This is a genomic window from Borreliella chilensis, assembly GCA_000808095.1.
In the GTDB taxonomy this organism is placed as follows: domain Bacteria; phylum Spirochaetota; class Spirochaetia; order Borreliales; family Borreliaceae; genus Borreliella; species Borreliella chilensis.
This window is the reverse complement of record CP009910.1, coordinates 819,884-836,479: the sequence shown is the minus strand read 5'-3', so window position 1 is coordinate 836,479 and position 16,596 is coordinate 819,884. Positions and strand designations below refer to the sequence as shown.

12 protein-coding genes and 1 tRNA gene are annotated in these 16,596 nt (G+C 27.6%); 2 read left to right on the top strand and 11 right to left on the bottom strand.

Annotated elements, in window-relative coordinates:
- Positions 1 to 94: 94 nt before the first annotated feature.
- From OY14_03995 to OY14_03985, 3 genes are read right to left on the bottom strand one after another with little or no spacing between them, the layout of a single operon-like run.
- The gene (locus OY14_03995) at positions 95 to 622 is read right to left on the bottom strand and encodes a hypothetical protein (GenBank protein ID AJA90572.1); all 528 of its coding nucleotides are present in this window, start codon (positions 620 to 622) and stop codon (positions 95 to 97) included.
- Positions 623 to 646: 24 nt separating this feature from the next.
- Entirely contained in the window at positions 647 to 3,100 is a 2,454-nt protein-coding gene (locus tag OY14_03990; GenBank protein AJA90571.1) for a membrane protein, read from the bottom strand.
- A gap of 18 nt (positions 3,101 to 3,118) precedes the next feature.
- Positions 3,119 to 7,519, bottom strand: coding sequence for a hypothetical protein (locus OY14_03985; protein AJA90570.1), 4,401 nt, complete (start codon positions 7,517 to 7,519; stop codon positions 3,119 to 3,121).
- Between the two features lie 86 nt (positions 7,520 to 7,605).
- Here OY14_03985 and OY14_03980 point away from each other — a divergent pair, with 86 nt between their 5' ends.
- Together OY14_03980 and OY14_03975 are read left to right on the top strand one after the other, a co-directional pair.
- Positions 7,606 to 8,214 (top strand): thymidylate kinase, encoded by a 609-nt coding sequence (locus OY14_03980; protein ID AJA90569.1) that lies wholly within the window; start codon positions 7,606 to 7,608, stop codon positions 8,212 to 8,214.
- 148 nt (positions 8,215 to 8,362) lie between these two features.
- The gene (locus OY14_03975) at positions 8,363 to 8,857 is read left to right on the top strand and encodes a hypothetical protein (protein AJA90568.1); all 495 of its coding nucleotides are present in this window, start codon (positions 8,363 to 8,365) and stop codon (positions 8,855 to 8,857) included.
- Here the strand turns inward: OY14_03975 and OY14_03970 are convergent.
- From OY14_03970 to OY14_03935, 8 genes are all read right to left on the bottom strand, one after another.
- A complete protein-coding gene (locus OY14_03970; GenBank protein ID AJA90567.1) occupies positions 8,854 to 9,957 on the bottom strand; it encodes a thymidine kinase in 1,104 nt (367 codons plus the stop codon). The two genes, OY14_03975 and OY14_03970, sit on opposite strands and share 4 nt — an antisense overlap.
- Before the next feature lie 269 nt (positions 9,958 to 10,226).
- Positions 10,227 to 11,708 (bottom strand): hypothetical protein, encoded by a 1,482-nt coding sequence (locus OY14_03965; GenBank protein ID AJA90566.1) that lies wholly within the window; start codon positions 11,706 to 11,708, stop codon positions 10,227 to 10,229.
- 9 nt (positions 11,709 to 11,717) lie between these two features.
- Entirely contained in the window at positions 11,718 to 13,637 is a 1,920-nt protein-coding gene (locus OY14_03960) for a cell division protein FtsH (GenBank protein AJA90565.1), read from the bottom strand.
- Positions 13,634 to 14,956, bottom strand: coding sequence for a tRNA(Ile)-lysidine synthetase (locus OY14_03955; GenBank protein ID AJA90564.1), 1,323 nt, complete (start codon positions 14,954 to 14,956; stop codon positions 13,634 to 13,636). Before OY14_03955 ends, OY14_03960 begins: the two co-directional genes overlap by 4 nt.
- The gene (locus OY14_03950) at positions 14,956 to 15,522 is read right to left on the bottom strand and encodes a peptidyl-tRNA hydrolase (GenBank protein ID AJA90563.1); all 567 of its coding nucleotides are present in this window, start codon (positions 15,520 to 15,522) and stop codon (positions 14,956 to 14,958) included. Before OY14_03950 ends, OY14_03955 begins: the two co-directional genes overlap by 1 nt.
- A gap of 4 nt (positions 15,523 to 15,526) precedes the next feature.
- Positions 15,527 to 16,075 (bottom strand): 50S ribosomal protein L25, encoded by a 549-nt coding sequence (locus OY14_03945; protein ID AJA90562.1) that lies wholly within the window; start codon positions 16,073 to 16,075, stop codon positions 15,527 to 15,529.
- 23 nt (positions 16,076 to 16,098) lie between these two features.
- Positions 16,099 to 16,170: transfer RNA gene (locus OY14_03940), tRNA-Gln, on the bottom strand.
- A 61-nt stretch (positions 16,171 to 16,231) separates the two neighbouring features.
- Positions 16,232 to 16,525: a regulatory protein SpoVG gene (locus tag OY14_03935; protein AJA90561.1), complete on the bottom strand. Its 294-nt coding sequence runs from the start codon at positions 16,523 to 16,525 to the stop codon at positions 16,232 to 16,234.
- Positions 16,526 to 16,596: the final 71 nt, after the last annotated feature.

Here is a 16,596-nt window from a genome sequence, read left to right as displayed (position 1 = left end):
TGACATTTACCGTTTTAAATTTGGTTAATTTTAAAAGATTTATAAAAAAAATCATAATAAATAATAGAGCTCGTTGTATATTTAAAAGTTCTCATTACTTGTTGTCCTTTTCTAAAAGATACTTAATAACATTATCTGTTATGTCAACAGTACTATTATGGTAAAGAATATAAGGGTTATTTTTTTTCATAATCAAAGAAAATCCATTAGTTTCCGCAACATATTGAATACCAAAAAGTATTTTGCTTAAAGATTCACTATTATTATTTAAACTATTAATATTAACCAATTTTTGCTGTTCTAAATTATTCTTTGCCAAACTAGACACTCTCTTTAGCTCATCAACTTTTAAATTATATTGATTCCCCAAAGATCTTGCATTATCTAAATCATTAGCAGCAATCGATTCATCATACATCTGCCTTAAATTTTTAAGCTCTAAATTTAAGGTATTTATTTGTTCTTGATATCGGCTTTTTATTTGATCAAGATTGGCTTTCAATCGAGGATTTAAAACTTCAATTACAATTCTATCAAAATCAACAATGCCTATTTTAACAACATCTATTGAAAAAAGATTAAAAGACAACAAAAAAAACAATGGTAAAATTAAAAAAAACACAAATTTCTCCAATAGCATTTTATATCAATATCTCATCTCAATTCCTAAGAAAAATTTAAACCCAGAAAAATATTTGTAATAGCTATTAACCTTGTCATTGTCAAAATAAAAAGGATAAGCTATAACAAAAGACAGTGGCAATTGAGGCAAAAGACTTCTAATTCCAGTTCCCCAACTAAAAGCAAAGCTACTAAAAGGTCGAAACAAAGAATTTTCTTGTCCTTCTAAAGAATATGAAGCAAAATCTATAAAAGAAACATCCCAAACTAAAATATTTTTTAACAAAGGAATGGATATTTGTACAGTGTTCACAAAGGAACTATAAATATTCTTCAAAATGCCCCAACCTCTAGCCTGCATAAAATTTTCACTAAGAACTATGTGATGATGAGGTTGAATTTCAATTTCAAAACCATTACCAAGAGGAGGCAATATATTTGAATAAACACTTCTTAAAGTCAAAATAATATCAAAATAAGGTGTAAATACGTCCTCATATCCTAAGAGAGAAAAATATCTTTCAAAGGTTGTAGCAGATTTAATAAAATGGCTCTGGCCAAACAAAAATCCACCGAAAAAATCAAACTGCTGTTTCAGTAAAAATCCATTATTAGATAAAGAGGTAGAATTTCTAGTATCCCAAGCAGCACTCAAACTAAGAGAATTTTCAAATCTAAAAGTTTTATAATTATCTCTTAAATAATAATTTGAAGGCCTGTTAACTTCATTGTCATAAAAAACATATTTTAAAGCAGTTTGCAAAGTACCAAGAAGAGTTTGCTTGCCAAGATAATTAGAAAAAGTATACCCTGTAAACCCCCCCAAACTAAGCTTAAGCAAAGAATAATTCATTGCATTAAAATCAGAAAAGCTTTTAACATCACGATACTCTTCCCAGCTTGTAAATGGATCAGGAACCTCTCTTTTTCCAGAAAAAATAGGCCCATTAATATCTTGATAAGCAGTATTTACAGAATGTGAAAAATCTACAAATCCACCTACAGTCCATCTTTTCTGAAAAAACCAATTATCTCTAAAAGTCAAACTAAGACTTTGCTCTAAAAAAGATAAATTTAGTCTTGCAGCAAAATAATACCCTTCGCCCAAAAAATTAGAAAGCTCCCATTGTCCAAATATTGAGAATGGAAACGAAGAATTTGAGTTGCCTCCAAAATTCATACCAAATCCAAAATTACTTGTTGCTCGCTCTTCAATGTTTAAATTTATCTTCATAAGCCCTTCTGTATTACTTGGAACAATATCGGGGATTACATTTGAAAAATAGCCAAGTTGCTGTAAATTCACCATACCCATCTTAAACTTATCCAAACTAAAAACATCTCCCTCTTGAAGAGGAATTTCTCTAAGTATTACATGAGAAGCTGTATTTTTATTTTTAGAAACCGTAATAGATTCAATATGGGCTTTATCCTTTTCTAAAATTTTAATTAATAAATCAACAAACTCTCCTCTTATCTTTTGTGAAGGAATAATTTCTGTAAAAATATACCCTTCTTTAAAATAACTTTCTCTAATCTTGGCAAAATCCTGTTCAAATTTAGAATCATTAAAAATATCACCTTCCCTAAAGGTAATAAAATTTTTTAATTCTTCCAAACTAAAAACTGAATTGCCAGAAATCTCAAGCTTTCCAAATCTAAAAACATTGCCCTCTGAAATAAAATATTTTAAAAAAACTTCCTTTTCTAACCTTTGAGAATCTTTAATATCAACAGTGCTATTGATAACTTTAACATCAATATACCCATTGTTTTTATAAAAAGACTCTAGCTGACGCTTGTCCTTGTCAACATTACTTTTTAAATATTTACCATCAGAGAAAAGAGATACTATTCTTGATGCCAAAGATTTCCTCAAGGTACTACTCTTAAAACTTAAATTTCCTTCAAAGTCAATCCCTTTAATAATATATTTGGGTCCAGCTACAATATTAAAAATAACATCAACTAAATTTTCCTCTTCTTTGATTTCAAACTTTACAGAAGCTTCAAGATATCCCATACCTTTATACATCTCTTCAAGTTTGTCAAGACCCTTGCTAACACTTGCAAGATTTAAAGGTTCATTAGTCTTAATATCTACCTTCTCAACAAGTTCGCTATTCCAAAAAACTCTACTACTATCAGAAAAAATAACAGAATTAACTAAAGATTTTTCCTTTACAATAAATGTAATAAAAAGATCCTCTCCATCTACTTTAAACATTGGCTTAATAAGCCCAGAAAAATAGTCAAGAGAATAAAGATCAATTTGTAATTTATCAAAAAGTTCATTAGAATAAACCATTCCAATATAAGGTTTTAAAACATCAATAAAATCTCTCTCTTTTTTATTCTTAAGTCCTTCAAAATCAATACCTTTTATTGTTTTTCCTTTGTAATTTTCAACTTGTCCAAAACTAAAAACAGTAAAAACTATTAAAAAACTTACACAAAACAAACCTCTAATTGAACCCATCTTAAACCTCTTAACAATTTAATATTTAAATTTCCAAGAAATACCTATATTATTTCCTATTCCATCTAAACCTTTTTTCATAAAATTGTAATCAAACTCATAATTAACCAAAAAAAATGGAGAATCAAACTCAATACCCAAATTAATAACAAAGTTTAAATCTTTTGAAAAAGGGGTCATTTGCTCTTTCAAAAAACCAAAGCCTCCACTAATAAAAACACCCTCAACAAGATATTTTCCCACCTTAACACTTGTATTATCAAGAACATCAACAAAAGTAGGATTCCCAATTTTAAAAAAATTACTATTAATAGAATTCTTCAATATATCTGTTTTTATACTCAATAAGTCTAAGTTTAATACAGAACGCATATAATCTTCAATGGGTTGAATTAAAAAATCAAGAGCAATGTCACTTACTATCCCAATTGCCATTTCAGCAGCATTAGTCCCTGCCGAACGCAATCCTCCCTCAGTTCCTCCCATTGTTGAGCCTGATAGAAGATATTTAATTTCCTGTTCGGTTCTCAAAGGATAAGACATAAATTCAATTTTCCACAAACTCAAAGGACTGTCAATACTTATTGTGATAAGCAGTTTATCATTTCTATCTTTAATAGTATTTGTAGCCTCTACTTTTATCCATGGATCAAATTTAGTTCTATTTTCATTAAAAGATATATAAGAACCGCTTTTAAAGATAAATTTCTTGTTGTTATAATTAACAAAACCTCTTGCAATATTCAAATCTCCCTTAAGAATAAAATCATCTGTTTTTGTATCAGATTTTATTACAAGCTTATCTCCTCTTGAAATCGTAGCTTGTAGAAACGAAATATTACTATCTGGCCAATGGAAAGTAACATTGCTGTCAAAATTTATCTCAAGATCAGTCAAAATATCAAAATCTTGGACATTAATATCAACTGTTTGCACTCTTTTTGCTTGCTTGAAAGGATTTATCAATAAATTAACAATAGAGCTTTCAAGAGAATAAACCCAAGCATTTGAAATATTTAAAATGCCTTTAAACATAATCTCATCGGTATTCCCTTCAATTGAAAAATTGCCTAAAGCGTAACCTGTAAAGCTTAAAGCAATCTTGTCAAACTTAATAGGAACTCCTGTTCTGCCAGCCACATTAATATCTATTTTGTAATAATCAATAATAGTATCGCTTAAAAAATTTAAATTTAAACTAGTAGAGACAAAAACTTTAGAATATCGATCTAAGTTAAAATCATTATTAAAAATTATTTTATTATCCTGAATTTCAACGGGCATATCAAATATTTCTAAAACTCTATCGCCACCAAACTTTCTAGAAGCTCTCAAATACTCAGTGCTAATTGATCCTTTTTGCACATTTAAACTCCCATTAATATTAGGATTATATAAATCACCCTCAATATCAAATTCACCATTTAAAACAAGATCATAAAGAATAAAATGATTGTCAATGTTAAATAAAGAGTGTGAGTCTAAAAAATCTTTGGTAATTATTTTTGAATCAAATTTAATCTCTTTGACATTTCCATTAATTTTATTTTTAATTATTTTACCTGACGAATTAAAGCTAAGGGGTAAATAGTCTTTTAAAATAAAACTATATTCTCCACTACCATAATGGTATGAAACATTGATAAGGTCATAATCAATTGAAGCCATGCTAAATTTTTCAAAATCATTACTAAACTCAACTGTAAGATTAGACAAAAACTCATTTTTATATTTAACATCTCTAAAAGAAAATTCACCTTCTGTTCTGGTTTTTAAAACTCCAAATCGCTCTTCATCTCTATTTTCAAAATTTCTAAAATTTGCATTAAGCTTATAAGAAAACAAATCACTAATAAAAACTATATTAGATACGCCTATAGAACTACCAAGATCATATCTCAGACTACCAGCAAGAAACTCTTTCTTATTTCGCTTGGCTTTTATATCGTATATATTAAGCTTATTATCCAACAACCCTAAATTAAGAGAAAGCTGCATGGGAATGCCAAATAAAGTTAGTTTATCAGCCTCAAGATATCCACTCAAAGAATAATTCCTAAAATTATTCTCTTTAAAATTTAGCAAAAAATTACCATTAACCTTGCCTTCTAAAAAAGATAAAGAATTAAAATTGTAAAAATCTAAGTCTTGAAATTTAAGCAAAAAATAGCTTCCATATTCATTAGAATTAACTCCTAAAAAATAACGTTCTGAATTTAAACTAGAAAATAGATTTAAACTTCCATTAAAATTATCTTTTAAATTAAATTGCCCATACCCTTGCAAATTTGAAAGCTTGTTTACAAACTTAACATCAGAAATATACAATTTATTATATTCATACAAGCTCTTAAACCCAAAATTAAAATTGTAAGAGGATATTTTAGAAATTTTCATTACATTAAACTTATCTACTTTAAATTTAAAATCATCATTAATACCTAAATAGTCACCATTAAAATTTATATCTATTAAAAGATCAGAAGTCTTATTGTAAACCCTAAAATTATCAACATTAAGAGTATAACTTATTTTAGAATCAGAATAATTGAAATCTAACTTTATGCCAAGAAGAGATTCAGCAACAATAAACTTATTTTTAAGATCAATATTAAAATGCAAAGGATAATTTTTACCAAGATAAGAAAAATTCATACCAATATTAAACCCACTTTCAAATAACTTAACAAATAAACTAGAGCGCAAATTGTGACCATCATACTGCAAATCAAAGTTATTTGATTTGAAAAATTTTTTTTCTCCACTAGCATCGAACATAAATTTAAAATCATCTAATTTTGAAAATACCATGAAATTGAATTTTTTTAATATATTTTCATGATAATTGGATTTATTTAAATTAAAATCAGAAACTAAATTTAAATATTTGCCTGAAAATAAAGTGCTGGAAAAAAAATTGATTGGGTAAGAACTAGGAAGAACTTCTTTTAAAAAAAGCAAAGGAAACTCTTTAATTCCCAAATTGAAAGAAAATTCTTCATCATTAAGATCGCCTTTTAAAGAAATTTGAGAATTTTCATTTTCTAAATAAAGTAAATAGTCAACAAAAATTTTATCTTTTAAAAAATAAGTTTTTAAACTTAAATCTTTAAAACTTAGATTTCCAATACTGAAATTATCTGATTTAACCGAAAAAATATTTTCAGCTTTCTTAAAATCCAAATATCCATTTAAATCATTAAAGTTTAAAATTTTTGCAGACTTAAAGTTAAGACGTCCTAGTGGAAGCAAGTCTTTTAAAGAATAATAACCTTTATAACTTACAACTCCTCTTTTAAGCTTTAAAAAAGCATTCTTAACACTTACAATGCTATCATCCCCTTTTATTTCAAGCTTTAAGCCTTGAATTTCTTTGCCAAGAGTATCTACATTTAAAGACGAATCTACTATTCCTGCATATCTTAAATCTTTATCTTTAAAATCATAAGAAAATGCCAACTGACCATTTAAACTTATATCAAAATAATCTTTATAAACATCAAAGTCTTTGTTTAATTTAATCCAATCTAAAAGATTGACATTGAAAAACAAAGCATCTAATCGAAGAAAACTAACAGCTTTATCGTAGCTTAAATTAAAATCAAAATTCTCCCTTCGCAAATTAAAAACTTTTAAATTTCCTTTTGAATAATTTATTTGAAATCCCTGATCAAGCAAAGAAAAATAACTTGTTTTAAGTTCAAAAAAACTAAAATTAACATAACCATCCTCAAAGCCTTTTTTAAATTTACCCTCAAAATAGAAAGTTGAATTTAAAAATTCACTATTTTTCATTCCAGATGGCAAATTAATTTCTAAATTTTTAAAAGCGATAAAATCAACTACAGAGCTAAATAAAAAATCTTCATCTACAGTGCTTAAAGAAAAATTTTTAACTTTAAAATTCAACAAACTATTATTTTTAAGCTTAATATTAATATCGATATTCTCTAAATTTATATTTAACCTGTAAAGATAGTTAAAAACTTTATTTAAAATTACATTTTCATTGCCAGTATAAGTATCAATAGAATTTAAATCATCGGACAAACTAAAATTGTTTATATCAAAATTCAAATTACTCCCTTTAACATAAACATTTAAAATAATATTTTCATCGCCTAAAATTAATTTAAATAAATTTAAATCTACTCTAACAACATCCATTAATATCTTATCTTTACCGCCCAAGCTTAACTCTAGACCATCTATTTTAATAGATGATAAAAAATAAGGCGAAATCTTATCATATTTGATTCTAAAGCCAAATTTTGATTCAAGATATTTTACAACAAAAAACCTTGCAGAATAAATTTGAACTTGAACAAATAGACTAATAAAGAAAATTATCAAAACAAAAACAATGGATGGTAAAATCAACAATAAAAATGTCTTATTTTTCAAAAAACTCAAATTCATACACTCATATATTGATAATTATTATTATATAATAATTATCAATAACCTAATTATTAGACACAAAAAGAAAGGAAGAAAAAACATTTGTGATCAAAATATTAAAAAACTTTTATTGCATAGAAGGAATTGATGGGAGTGGAAAAACAAGTATAATTAACAAGCTAAAAACCCTTTGCAACAATGAATCAAGATATTTTTTCACAAAAGAACCTTCAAGCGGAATAATTGGAAAAATGATAAGAGAGCAATTAATAAATTTTACAAATCCTTTAAATGAATCAACATTTGCATATCTTTATGCAGCAGATAGACACGATCATTTATATAAAAAAGGCGGGATACTAGAAGTTTTAAAAACAAAATCAACAAAAATAATAACTGATCGCTATTTATTTTCATCAATAGCCTATCAAGGAAAATTGGGGTATGAATTAAATAAAAATTTTCCATTACCTGAAAAAGTATTCTTTATTAAGACAGATCCAAACACAGCATATAAAAGAATACAAAAAAATAGAATACAAAGCGATCTTTTTGAACTTGAGAGATATAAAACTTTTGAACAAATTGCTCTAAAATATTTGGAAATATTTAAAACCCTAGAAAAAAAAATTAATGTGATTTACATTGACAATTTAATAACAGATCATTTAGATAAAAATGCAGAAAAAATTTTTAATCTAATAAAATTCTAATATAATTAATCATATGATTAATTATATCTTTAAAAGTATCGCTTCCCAAATAAATTTAATTTTACTTCTTTTAGTAATAGTCGCTAAAATAAACGCATCATCCAAATTTTATTATGCAGAACAATGGTATGTAATCTTTAACGCTCAAATGAAAAAAAACCCTGAACATTACAAAAAAAATATATTTTTTCTTCAGAAAGCCTTAAAATATCCATTTGGAAATCCAAAATACTCGCTAACTAAAATAGAAACAAAAGATCAGTGGATAAAATATAAGCTTCTTTTCAAAATGCATGTAAATTTGCTCTTGGTTAAACAAAATTTATATTTGGGAGACCTATTTGATACAAGAAATTTATATTTTTTTAAAACTCCAGAAAAAAATGAAATTATTCTCAATCTAGAAAAATCAAAAAAATTGTACAAAATGGCTATTAACTACTACAATGAAGCACTAAAATACCACAAAAAACTTGAAAATTATAAATCCGTTAAGTTAGATAATGATGGAATAACAAACTGGGAAAATGAATACTACAAAATTTCTCTTAAAGAGTTTAATTACTATGACATAATTAAAAAAGAATTACTAAGAATTGACGAAACTAAAGCATTTTTCGAAAAAAGTCCGAACTATTATTAAAAAAATTCTTTGCCTTCTTTGGGAAAAAAAATTTTATTTATATAATCCTTATTCAAGGAAAACTTAAAAATGAGATCTTTAAAGTTATCTTTACTCAAAATACTATATTCTGAGAAAAGAGTTATTAATGCTCTTTCCGCTAAAAAAGGCAGTTCCAAAATATTTTTTAAAACCTCATCTCTAAATTCACACGCTTTCTCACTATCTAAAGAATTTACAAAATTAGAATTTTCAATATCGCTGTTTAACGCTACAATTTCATTTTCAAGAAATTTTCTATCTCCTTGTGAATATAACAAAGCAAATGGTTTTAAAAAAGAAAAAAAATACTCCTTACCAACAAGATAATGGTGCATTGAACATCTTGTGGCATAATTTGGGTAAATAGCAGATTCAATTTCTCCATCACCACCAACAATAAGCAAAGGATCAAAATAAGGAGCTGGAATTTCTTTGTTCTTATAAAAATAATACCTATACGACAAAAAAGACTCTTCCATGCAATCCACATGCTCACAATAAGCTCCAAGCTTATAAATCTTATCAGAATATTCTACCAAAAGCTTAGCAGTATCATTAAAAGATTCTTTTCTAAAATTATAAAGCAATGTAGGCAATATAAATAAGATATTCTCATCTAACGAAATTTTATTTAAAAGAAAAATTAAACGTTCGTCATAAAAACACGCCTCATCAATAATAAAAGTACCACAACTAGGATTAGAAGCTATTAGATTTTCAATATCAAAAGAACTGCTGGCAAAACCAATCTTATCGATTTTATCTGTTTCACCGCCCCTATATGGTATTACATTTTCTGGATAATCTTGAAACCTTCTCTTGTCAAGAAAATTTCTAACAAAAAATACATTAACCCTACTTCTATTTCCTTTAATAATATTGTCCAAAACCTTAAAAGATTTTCTTTTTACAACAAGTGAATCTTTATAAATTTTTGCAGCATATTCTGTCTTTCCACTACCCATAGGACCAACTATAAGCATTAAATTTATTTTAGCTTTAAAATCAAAATGACTAATAGACACAATATTGTTTATTTTAGTATCCTCTCCATTAGTAAAGTCCAAACAAAAACCCAAAAATCCTCCTTGAAATAAATTCAAATTCAATCAAAAAATACACAATAGTAAAAAACATTAATATTAAAACCACCAAAATTAATAATTGATATTCAAATTAATTTCATCCAATATTGTTTCCAAACACTTTAAAAGATTAATATGCTTTATTTTCTCTTTTAAATGCCAAAAATTGTTATTGCAAAAAGATTTACATAAAAAGAAAATCCAACTATGCCAAAAATTGAAACCCCAAGAAAATTAAACTTATAAAATTGATCTTAAAGTCATCATTCAAAGATTTGGTAACTTTCAAAATAATCATCATCAACCAAAGCTTTCTTTATTTTTAATTTATCCTTCTCATAAATTTCAATATAATTAAATTTTTTAGAACCATTAACTTTTCTATAAATTGAAACCAAACTTCCAACCACATAATTTTTAACCTCTACTAAATTAGACCCAAAATAAATTTTTTTGCTTATCAAACTTGATCTAACATCTAAAACAGAAACTTTCCCAAAAAATAAATTTAAAGCAGTAGGTAGAAAAAAATCCTTAATGTTAATCAAAAATAACTCTCTGATTCCAACACTATTAAAATCGTAGCCTAAATTATTAAAAAGATTATACTTAAAAGTATGCAAAGCAAAGGTATAAACATCCCTTCGCTCAGAATACTGAAATTCAATCATATCAACGTAAGGATAAACAGAATAATTTATTTTATAACCAAGCAAACTATTCTCATAATAAACTGGGGACTTGTCTTTAAAATAAACTTGATTAAAATATTTGCTGTTTAAATTAAATTCGTTTACAGAATCCACCATTCCTGAAAAAACACCTACCAAAACTCCATCTTTGAGTATGGCAATATTATTTTTATTATCAATACAATAAATCCCTGACAATCTCTTAAAATCTTCTAAAAATTTACTCTTCATATCAGGATCCTCTAAAAGATCATAAAAAAGTTTATATTCATTTATTGTCTTGGGAGGATGCTTTTTAAAAACCCTATAAGCCTCATCGGGATCTAAAAGCTTGTATTTTAAAAAATAAATACCATGAATCCCATTATATTCTTTAATTTTGTCCTTAAGGAAAGAAAATAAAGACACAGAATTATCATAATTAAAATCTGAATTTCTAAATATATAATTAATATTTTCGGCTGTAAAGAAAAAATCTTCTTTTGATTTAATAGTATTAAAAATACTAAAGAAAAATCTATCCTCTTTTAAAAACCACTTAAAAAATAAAAAATCATTGCCATACAAGGAAAAAGCTTTTAACAAAATTTCTTTAAAATCATCTCCAAAACTTTCAAGTCTTCCAGAAGCCTCAAGTCTCATGCAAATTAAATCTTTATCTATTTGCAATTCTTCATTTAAGTTACTATACAAAGTAATAATTTCTTCATACATATTCTTATTTTCATTTTGCCTTAATAGCAATGAAAAATAAGAGGCATATATGTCTTTAAGAGTTGTTGCTTTAAAGTTATTAATTTTAATTGCCTCTTTTAACAAATAAATCCTATCCATTAAAGCAATATTCTCTTTTAATGCAAGCTCATAAAGAGAGTCTGAAGCCAGCAAATTGAAATCAAGAGATCCATAAATTAAATCATTCCATTTTTTAACATTGGAAAAATTTTTAGACTCATTGAAAAGAATATTTGAAATATCTTCATCTTCTTCGATTAAAGCTGCATCTAAGTTTATAGAAATAAAAAGAATGAAAACCATCTTTAAATAAAACATAAACTTACCTTAAGCTTTTGTATCTTCTCCCTTTGCTTCTTTTACAATAGACTCTGCTGTAAATAGATCACATCCATCTTCAATAACTTCAAAACCTAAAAGTTCTCTCACCTCTTTGTCTGTCAAAGTTTCCTTTAAAACAAGTTCTTTTGCAAGTTTAACAAGCTGATCTTTATGCTTTACAAGGATATCTGAAGCCTCTTTTAAACATTCCTCAAGTATCCTTTTTACCTCTCTATCAACTTTATCAGCAGTATTTTCAGAATAAGCCTTAGCCTTTGAAAACTCTTTTGGAAGGAAAATAGGCGCTTCATCATCTACTAAAAATATTGGCCCAACTTCTTCACCCATTCCCCACTCCGTAACCATTTTTTTAGCCAAACTAGTAGCTTGCATTAAATCATTTTGAACACCGGCTGTTGTAACTCCCAAATTTATTTGCTCACTAGCATAACCACCATAACATATCTTTATTTTATCAAGAATTTGATGTTTGTTTATTGAAAGCCTATCTTCCCTTGGAAGCGAAAATGCAACACCAAGTGCTCTGCCTCTTGGAATAATGGTAACCTTATGAAGTGGATCAGCATGTTCAAGATAATAATGAAGAAGAGCATGACCCGCCTCATGGTAAGCAGTCTCAAGCTTTTGTCTATCAGTAATAGTCATAGATTTTTTTGCAACTCCCATCAATATTTTATCTCTGGCTTCTTCCATATCCTTCATTAAAATTTCATCTTGATTATTCCTTGCAGCTATTAAAGCTCCTTCATTAATCAAATTTGCAAGATCAGCGCCACTAGCTCCAGGAGTAGCTCTTGCTATTACTTGCAAATTGATATCTTTTGAAAGCTTTGTTTTTGAAGAATGAATATTGAGTATTGCTTCTCTTTCCTTAATATCAGGCAAAGAAACTGTTACTTGTCTATCAAATCGTCCTGGCCTAAGCAAAGCAGAATCAAGAACATCTGGACGATTTGTAGCAGCCATAACAATTACATTGGTATGCGTTCCAAATCCATCCATCTCAACCAATAACTGATTAAGAGTTTGCTCTCTTTCATCATGACCACCGCCAAGTCCTGCACCACGACTTCGACCAACAGCATCAAGCTCATCAATAAAAATAATACAAGGAGAATTTTTCCTGGCATTATCAAATAAATCTCTAACACGGCTTGCTCCAACTCCAACAAACATTTCAACAAAATCTGACCCTGACATATGGAAAAAACTAACACCAGCCTCACCAGCAACAGCCTTTGCAAGCAAAGTCTTGCCAGTGCCCGGAGAACCAACCAAAAGCACTCCTTTAGGAATTTTTGCGCCTATTTTTTCAAATTTTTTAGGATTTTTAAGAAATTCAACAACTTCGTAAAGCTCTTGTTTAACCTCTTTTTGACCAGCCACATCTTTAAAGGTAATTTTATTCTTTCCAGCTTCATATTTTTGAGCATTGCTTTTTCCAAATGTAAAAACCTTTCCACCGCCACCTTGAGTTTGACGAAATATAAAGAAAAAGAAAACAAAAAATAAAATCCATGGCAAAGTTTGTAATAACACTCCAATTAAAGAAGCTTGACTTTTACCGGAACTAAGCTCAACTTTTTTACTTTTTAGATCTGCAAGCAGATTTATATCAAGATAAGGAATACTGGTAGAAAAATAAGATTTTGCAAAGTTAGAACCCTTAACAACAAATTGAATCAGGTTTTTATCAATTATTACCACAGACTCAACTAAACCATTGTCCAAATAACTCTGAAAAGTGCTATAAGGAACATTCTTATAGCTTTCCCCTCCTCTTATAAAATATGACATAAATATTGCCGAAATTAAAAAAATAACAACAATCCCTAAAATCCAATTTTTATTCTTCTTTTTGTTATTAGATTTTCCATTATTATTCACATTATTATTGCCATTCATTCCTTTAAAAGCCCTCCAATCAAAGATATACTAATTTTTTTAAGAATGCTTTTTTCACTCCATACTAAGTTTAAAGTATTTAAATCAATAATTCCAACTAACCGGTCATCTAATGCCAATAACATTAAATAAATCGGATTACACCTTATAAACTTAGAAAAAAATTTTTTTGCTTTCAGCTTATCCTTAAAAAATTTATATCTAAACTTATAAGAACAACATTTTAATTTTGATACAGAAGCTGCATTGCACTCTAAACATTTTAGCAAAATCTTGCCTAAAGATAAACTATACCATTTGCCAACTTCTAAAATAAAATCAAAAGGCTTGTAAAATTCTTCGTCTCTTTTAAAAATTAAATTAATCTTATTATGCCTTTTTTCTAAAAAAAATTCATTGGTTTTTAGCAAAACATTGTTTTTCTTTTTATCAATCTCTACTTTAAAAAGTTCATTAAGGGCCTTATAGGAAACTTTAGCTATAATTCCTTCTGAATTTAAAATCTTAAAAATTAACCTAAAAACCAAATACTTGGGAAAATCCAAAAAAGTTTTCAAATCAAAAGAATAATAGTATTTGCCTTTCTCAACAGGAAAAAATTCATCTTTTTCAAAATAATCTGCAAATTCTTTTGAAAACTCAGATATTCTTCTAAGACATTTCTCATATCCTTTAAAAATCTTTTTTACAGAAGGTAGCAAATTATTTCTAACTTTATTCCTTAGATATAAATTTTGAACATTTGTACTATCAATAAAAAATTTGACATTATTCAAAGATAAAAAATTCTCAATTTCTTGCCTTGAAACTTCAAGCAAAGGCCTTATGATGTTTTTATTGACACTAGGAATACCTGCAAGACCATCTAAAAAAGATCCTTGAAAAAATCTCATGATTATTGTTTCAAACTGATCATTCTCGTTATGAGCAAGTGCAATATAACTTGCATCATTTTCTTTAAGAGCATTCTCTAAGGCATTATATCTATGCCTTCTTGCAAGTTCTTCAATAGACATCCTCAATCTAACTGACTCACTTTTTATATCTATATCACAATTTTTAATTTGTAAAGCAATATCATAAAGACTGCAAAACCTGTTTACATGTTCTATCTCCTGATTTTGCTCATCAGCAGATCTAATAAAATGAGCAAAATAAAATGCAATAACATTGTTATTCAAATAATGTTTTAAATTCAATAACAAAGTTGTAGAATCAGCCCCCCCAGAAAAAGCAACAACAACCCGACTTTTATTTAAAGAATTTTTTTTATAAAATTTATCTATTTTAATTTGTATATTATCATCTAAAAAATACATTAAAAATTACTAGAATTAATTTTTTGAACCTTATTTTTAAAATTTGCTTCGCTAATATCAATTAATTCGTCACTTAAAAAGTCATACAATTTTTCAAGTCTATCTATCTCATCCTTGCAAAATTTAGAAAGAACAAACTTCTTTATATCGAACATAACATTGCTTCCAACACCAATATAAAGCCTACTGTAATTTGAATTTCCAAGAACACTTGAAATTGATTTAAGACCATTATGAGTAGACATGCCACCACGCGCTTTAAGCCTGCATTTTCCCAAAGGAAGATCAACATTGTCAAGAACCACTAATAAATTTTTTATGCACATATAAAAATCTGAAAAAATTGAAGGGAATAAAGATCCACTTAGATTCATATAAGTCAACGGCTTAACCAAAACCACTCTCCTAAAACCCAATCTTAATTCTGAATACTCATATTTTTTTTTTCTCTTAAAAAAAAGGCTATTCTTAGAAACAATTTTATCTAAAAGAGAAAAGCCAACATTATGCCTAGTTAAAGAAAATTCTAATCCAGGGTTTCCTAGTCCAAGTATCAACAACCCCATAAGATTACTTTATAAGAACAACTTCCAAATTCTCATCATTTTCTGCAAGCTTAACATTAGAAGACAACACAAGATCTTTAAGAAGAACGCTATCTCCTTTTTTAACAGGAGTTAAATCAAGTTCTATGAATTCTGGCAAATCTAAAGGTAAAGATTTTATCTTAACTTGTTCTTTCAAAACAGTCAAAACTCCACCCTCTTTAACCCCAACAGAAGCTCCAATAAGCTTGATAGGAACATATCTTTCAAGTTCAACACCTCTATCTACTTCATAAAAATCAATGTGATAAATGAGCTTGCTAGTAATATTCTCAGAAACATCTTTAACAAAAACACATCTTTCCATCTTGCCATCATCTAGTATTAAAACAGTATTATCTGTAAACTTTGCAAATTTCTTATTAAACTCACTACTCTTAATTCTCAAGTGTGAAACGTCATTGCCTTGCCCGTAAACAACGGCTGGTATTTCAGATTTAGCTCTTATTCTTCGAGCATTAGAAGACCCAAAATTTGATCTATATTCGCAACTCAAAATCCTACTATTTTCCACCAAAAAACTCCTAATACAAAATACTGGGACGGAAGGATTCGAACCCTCGAATGACTGGACCAAAACCAGTTGACTTACCGCTTGTCGACGTCCCAAATATCTCAATACTTACAATTGACAAGCATACAAGATACAACATACTTTGTCAATAATTATCTAAAAATCTAATTCAAGCTCAAGATCAGCTGGATTTTCTCTTACGTATTCTTTAAAAATAGAAGTTTGCAAAATTTTTCTAAAATCTTGACTAATGGGATGTACAATATCTTTATACTCGCCAACTCTAGTCCTTCTATTAGGCATAGCAATAAATACTCCCTTTTGCCCTTTAATAACTCTAATATTGTGAAGAACTAAGCAATTATCAAAAGTAACTGCAACATATGCTAATAATTTAGATCCAGAATTTTTACTTTCAACTTTCTTAATCCTTATATCTGTAATATCCACTTATAAGCCTCCCGCAAAAAGTACATAACTTAAATCTAAAATATTTTCTATTTTTTGTAAACATATTTTTA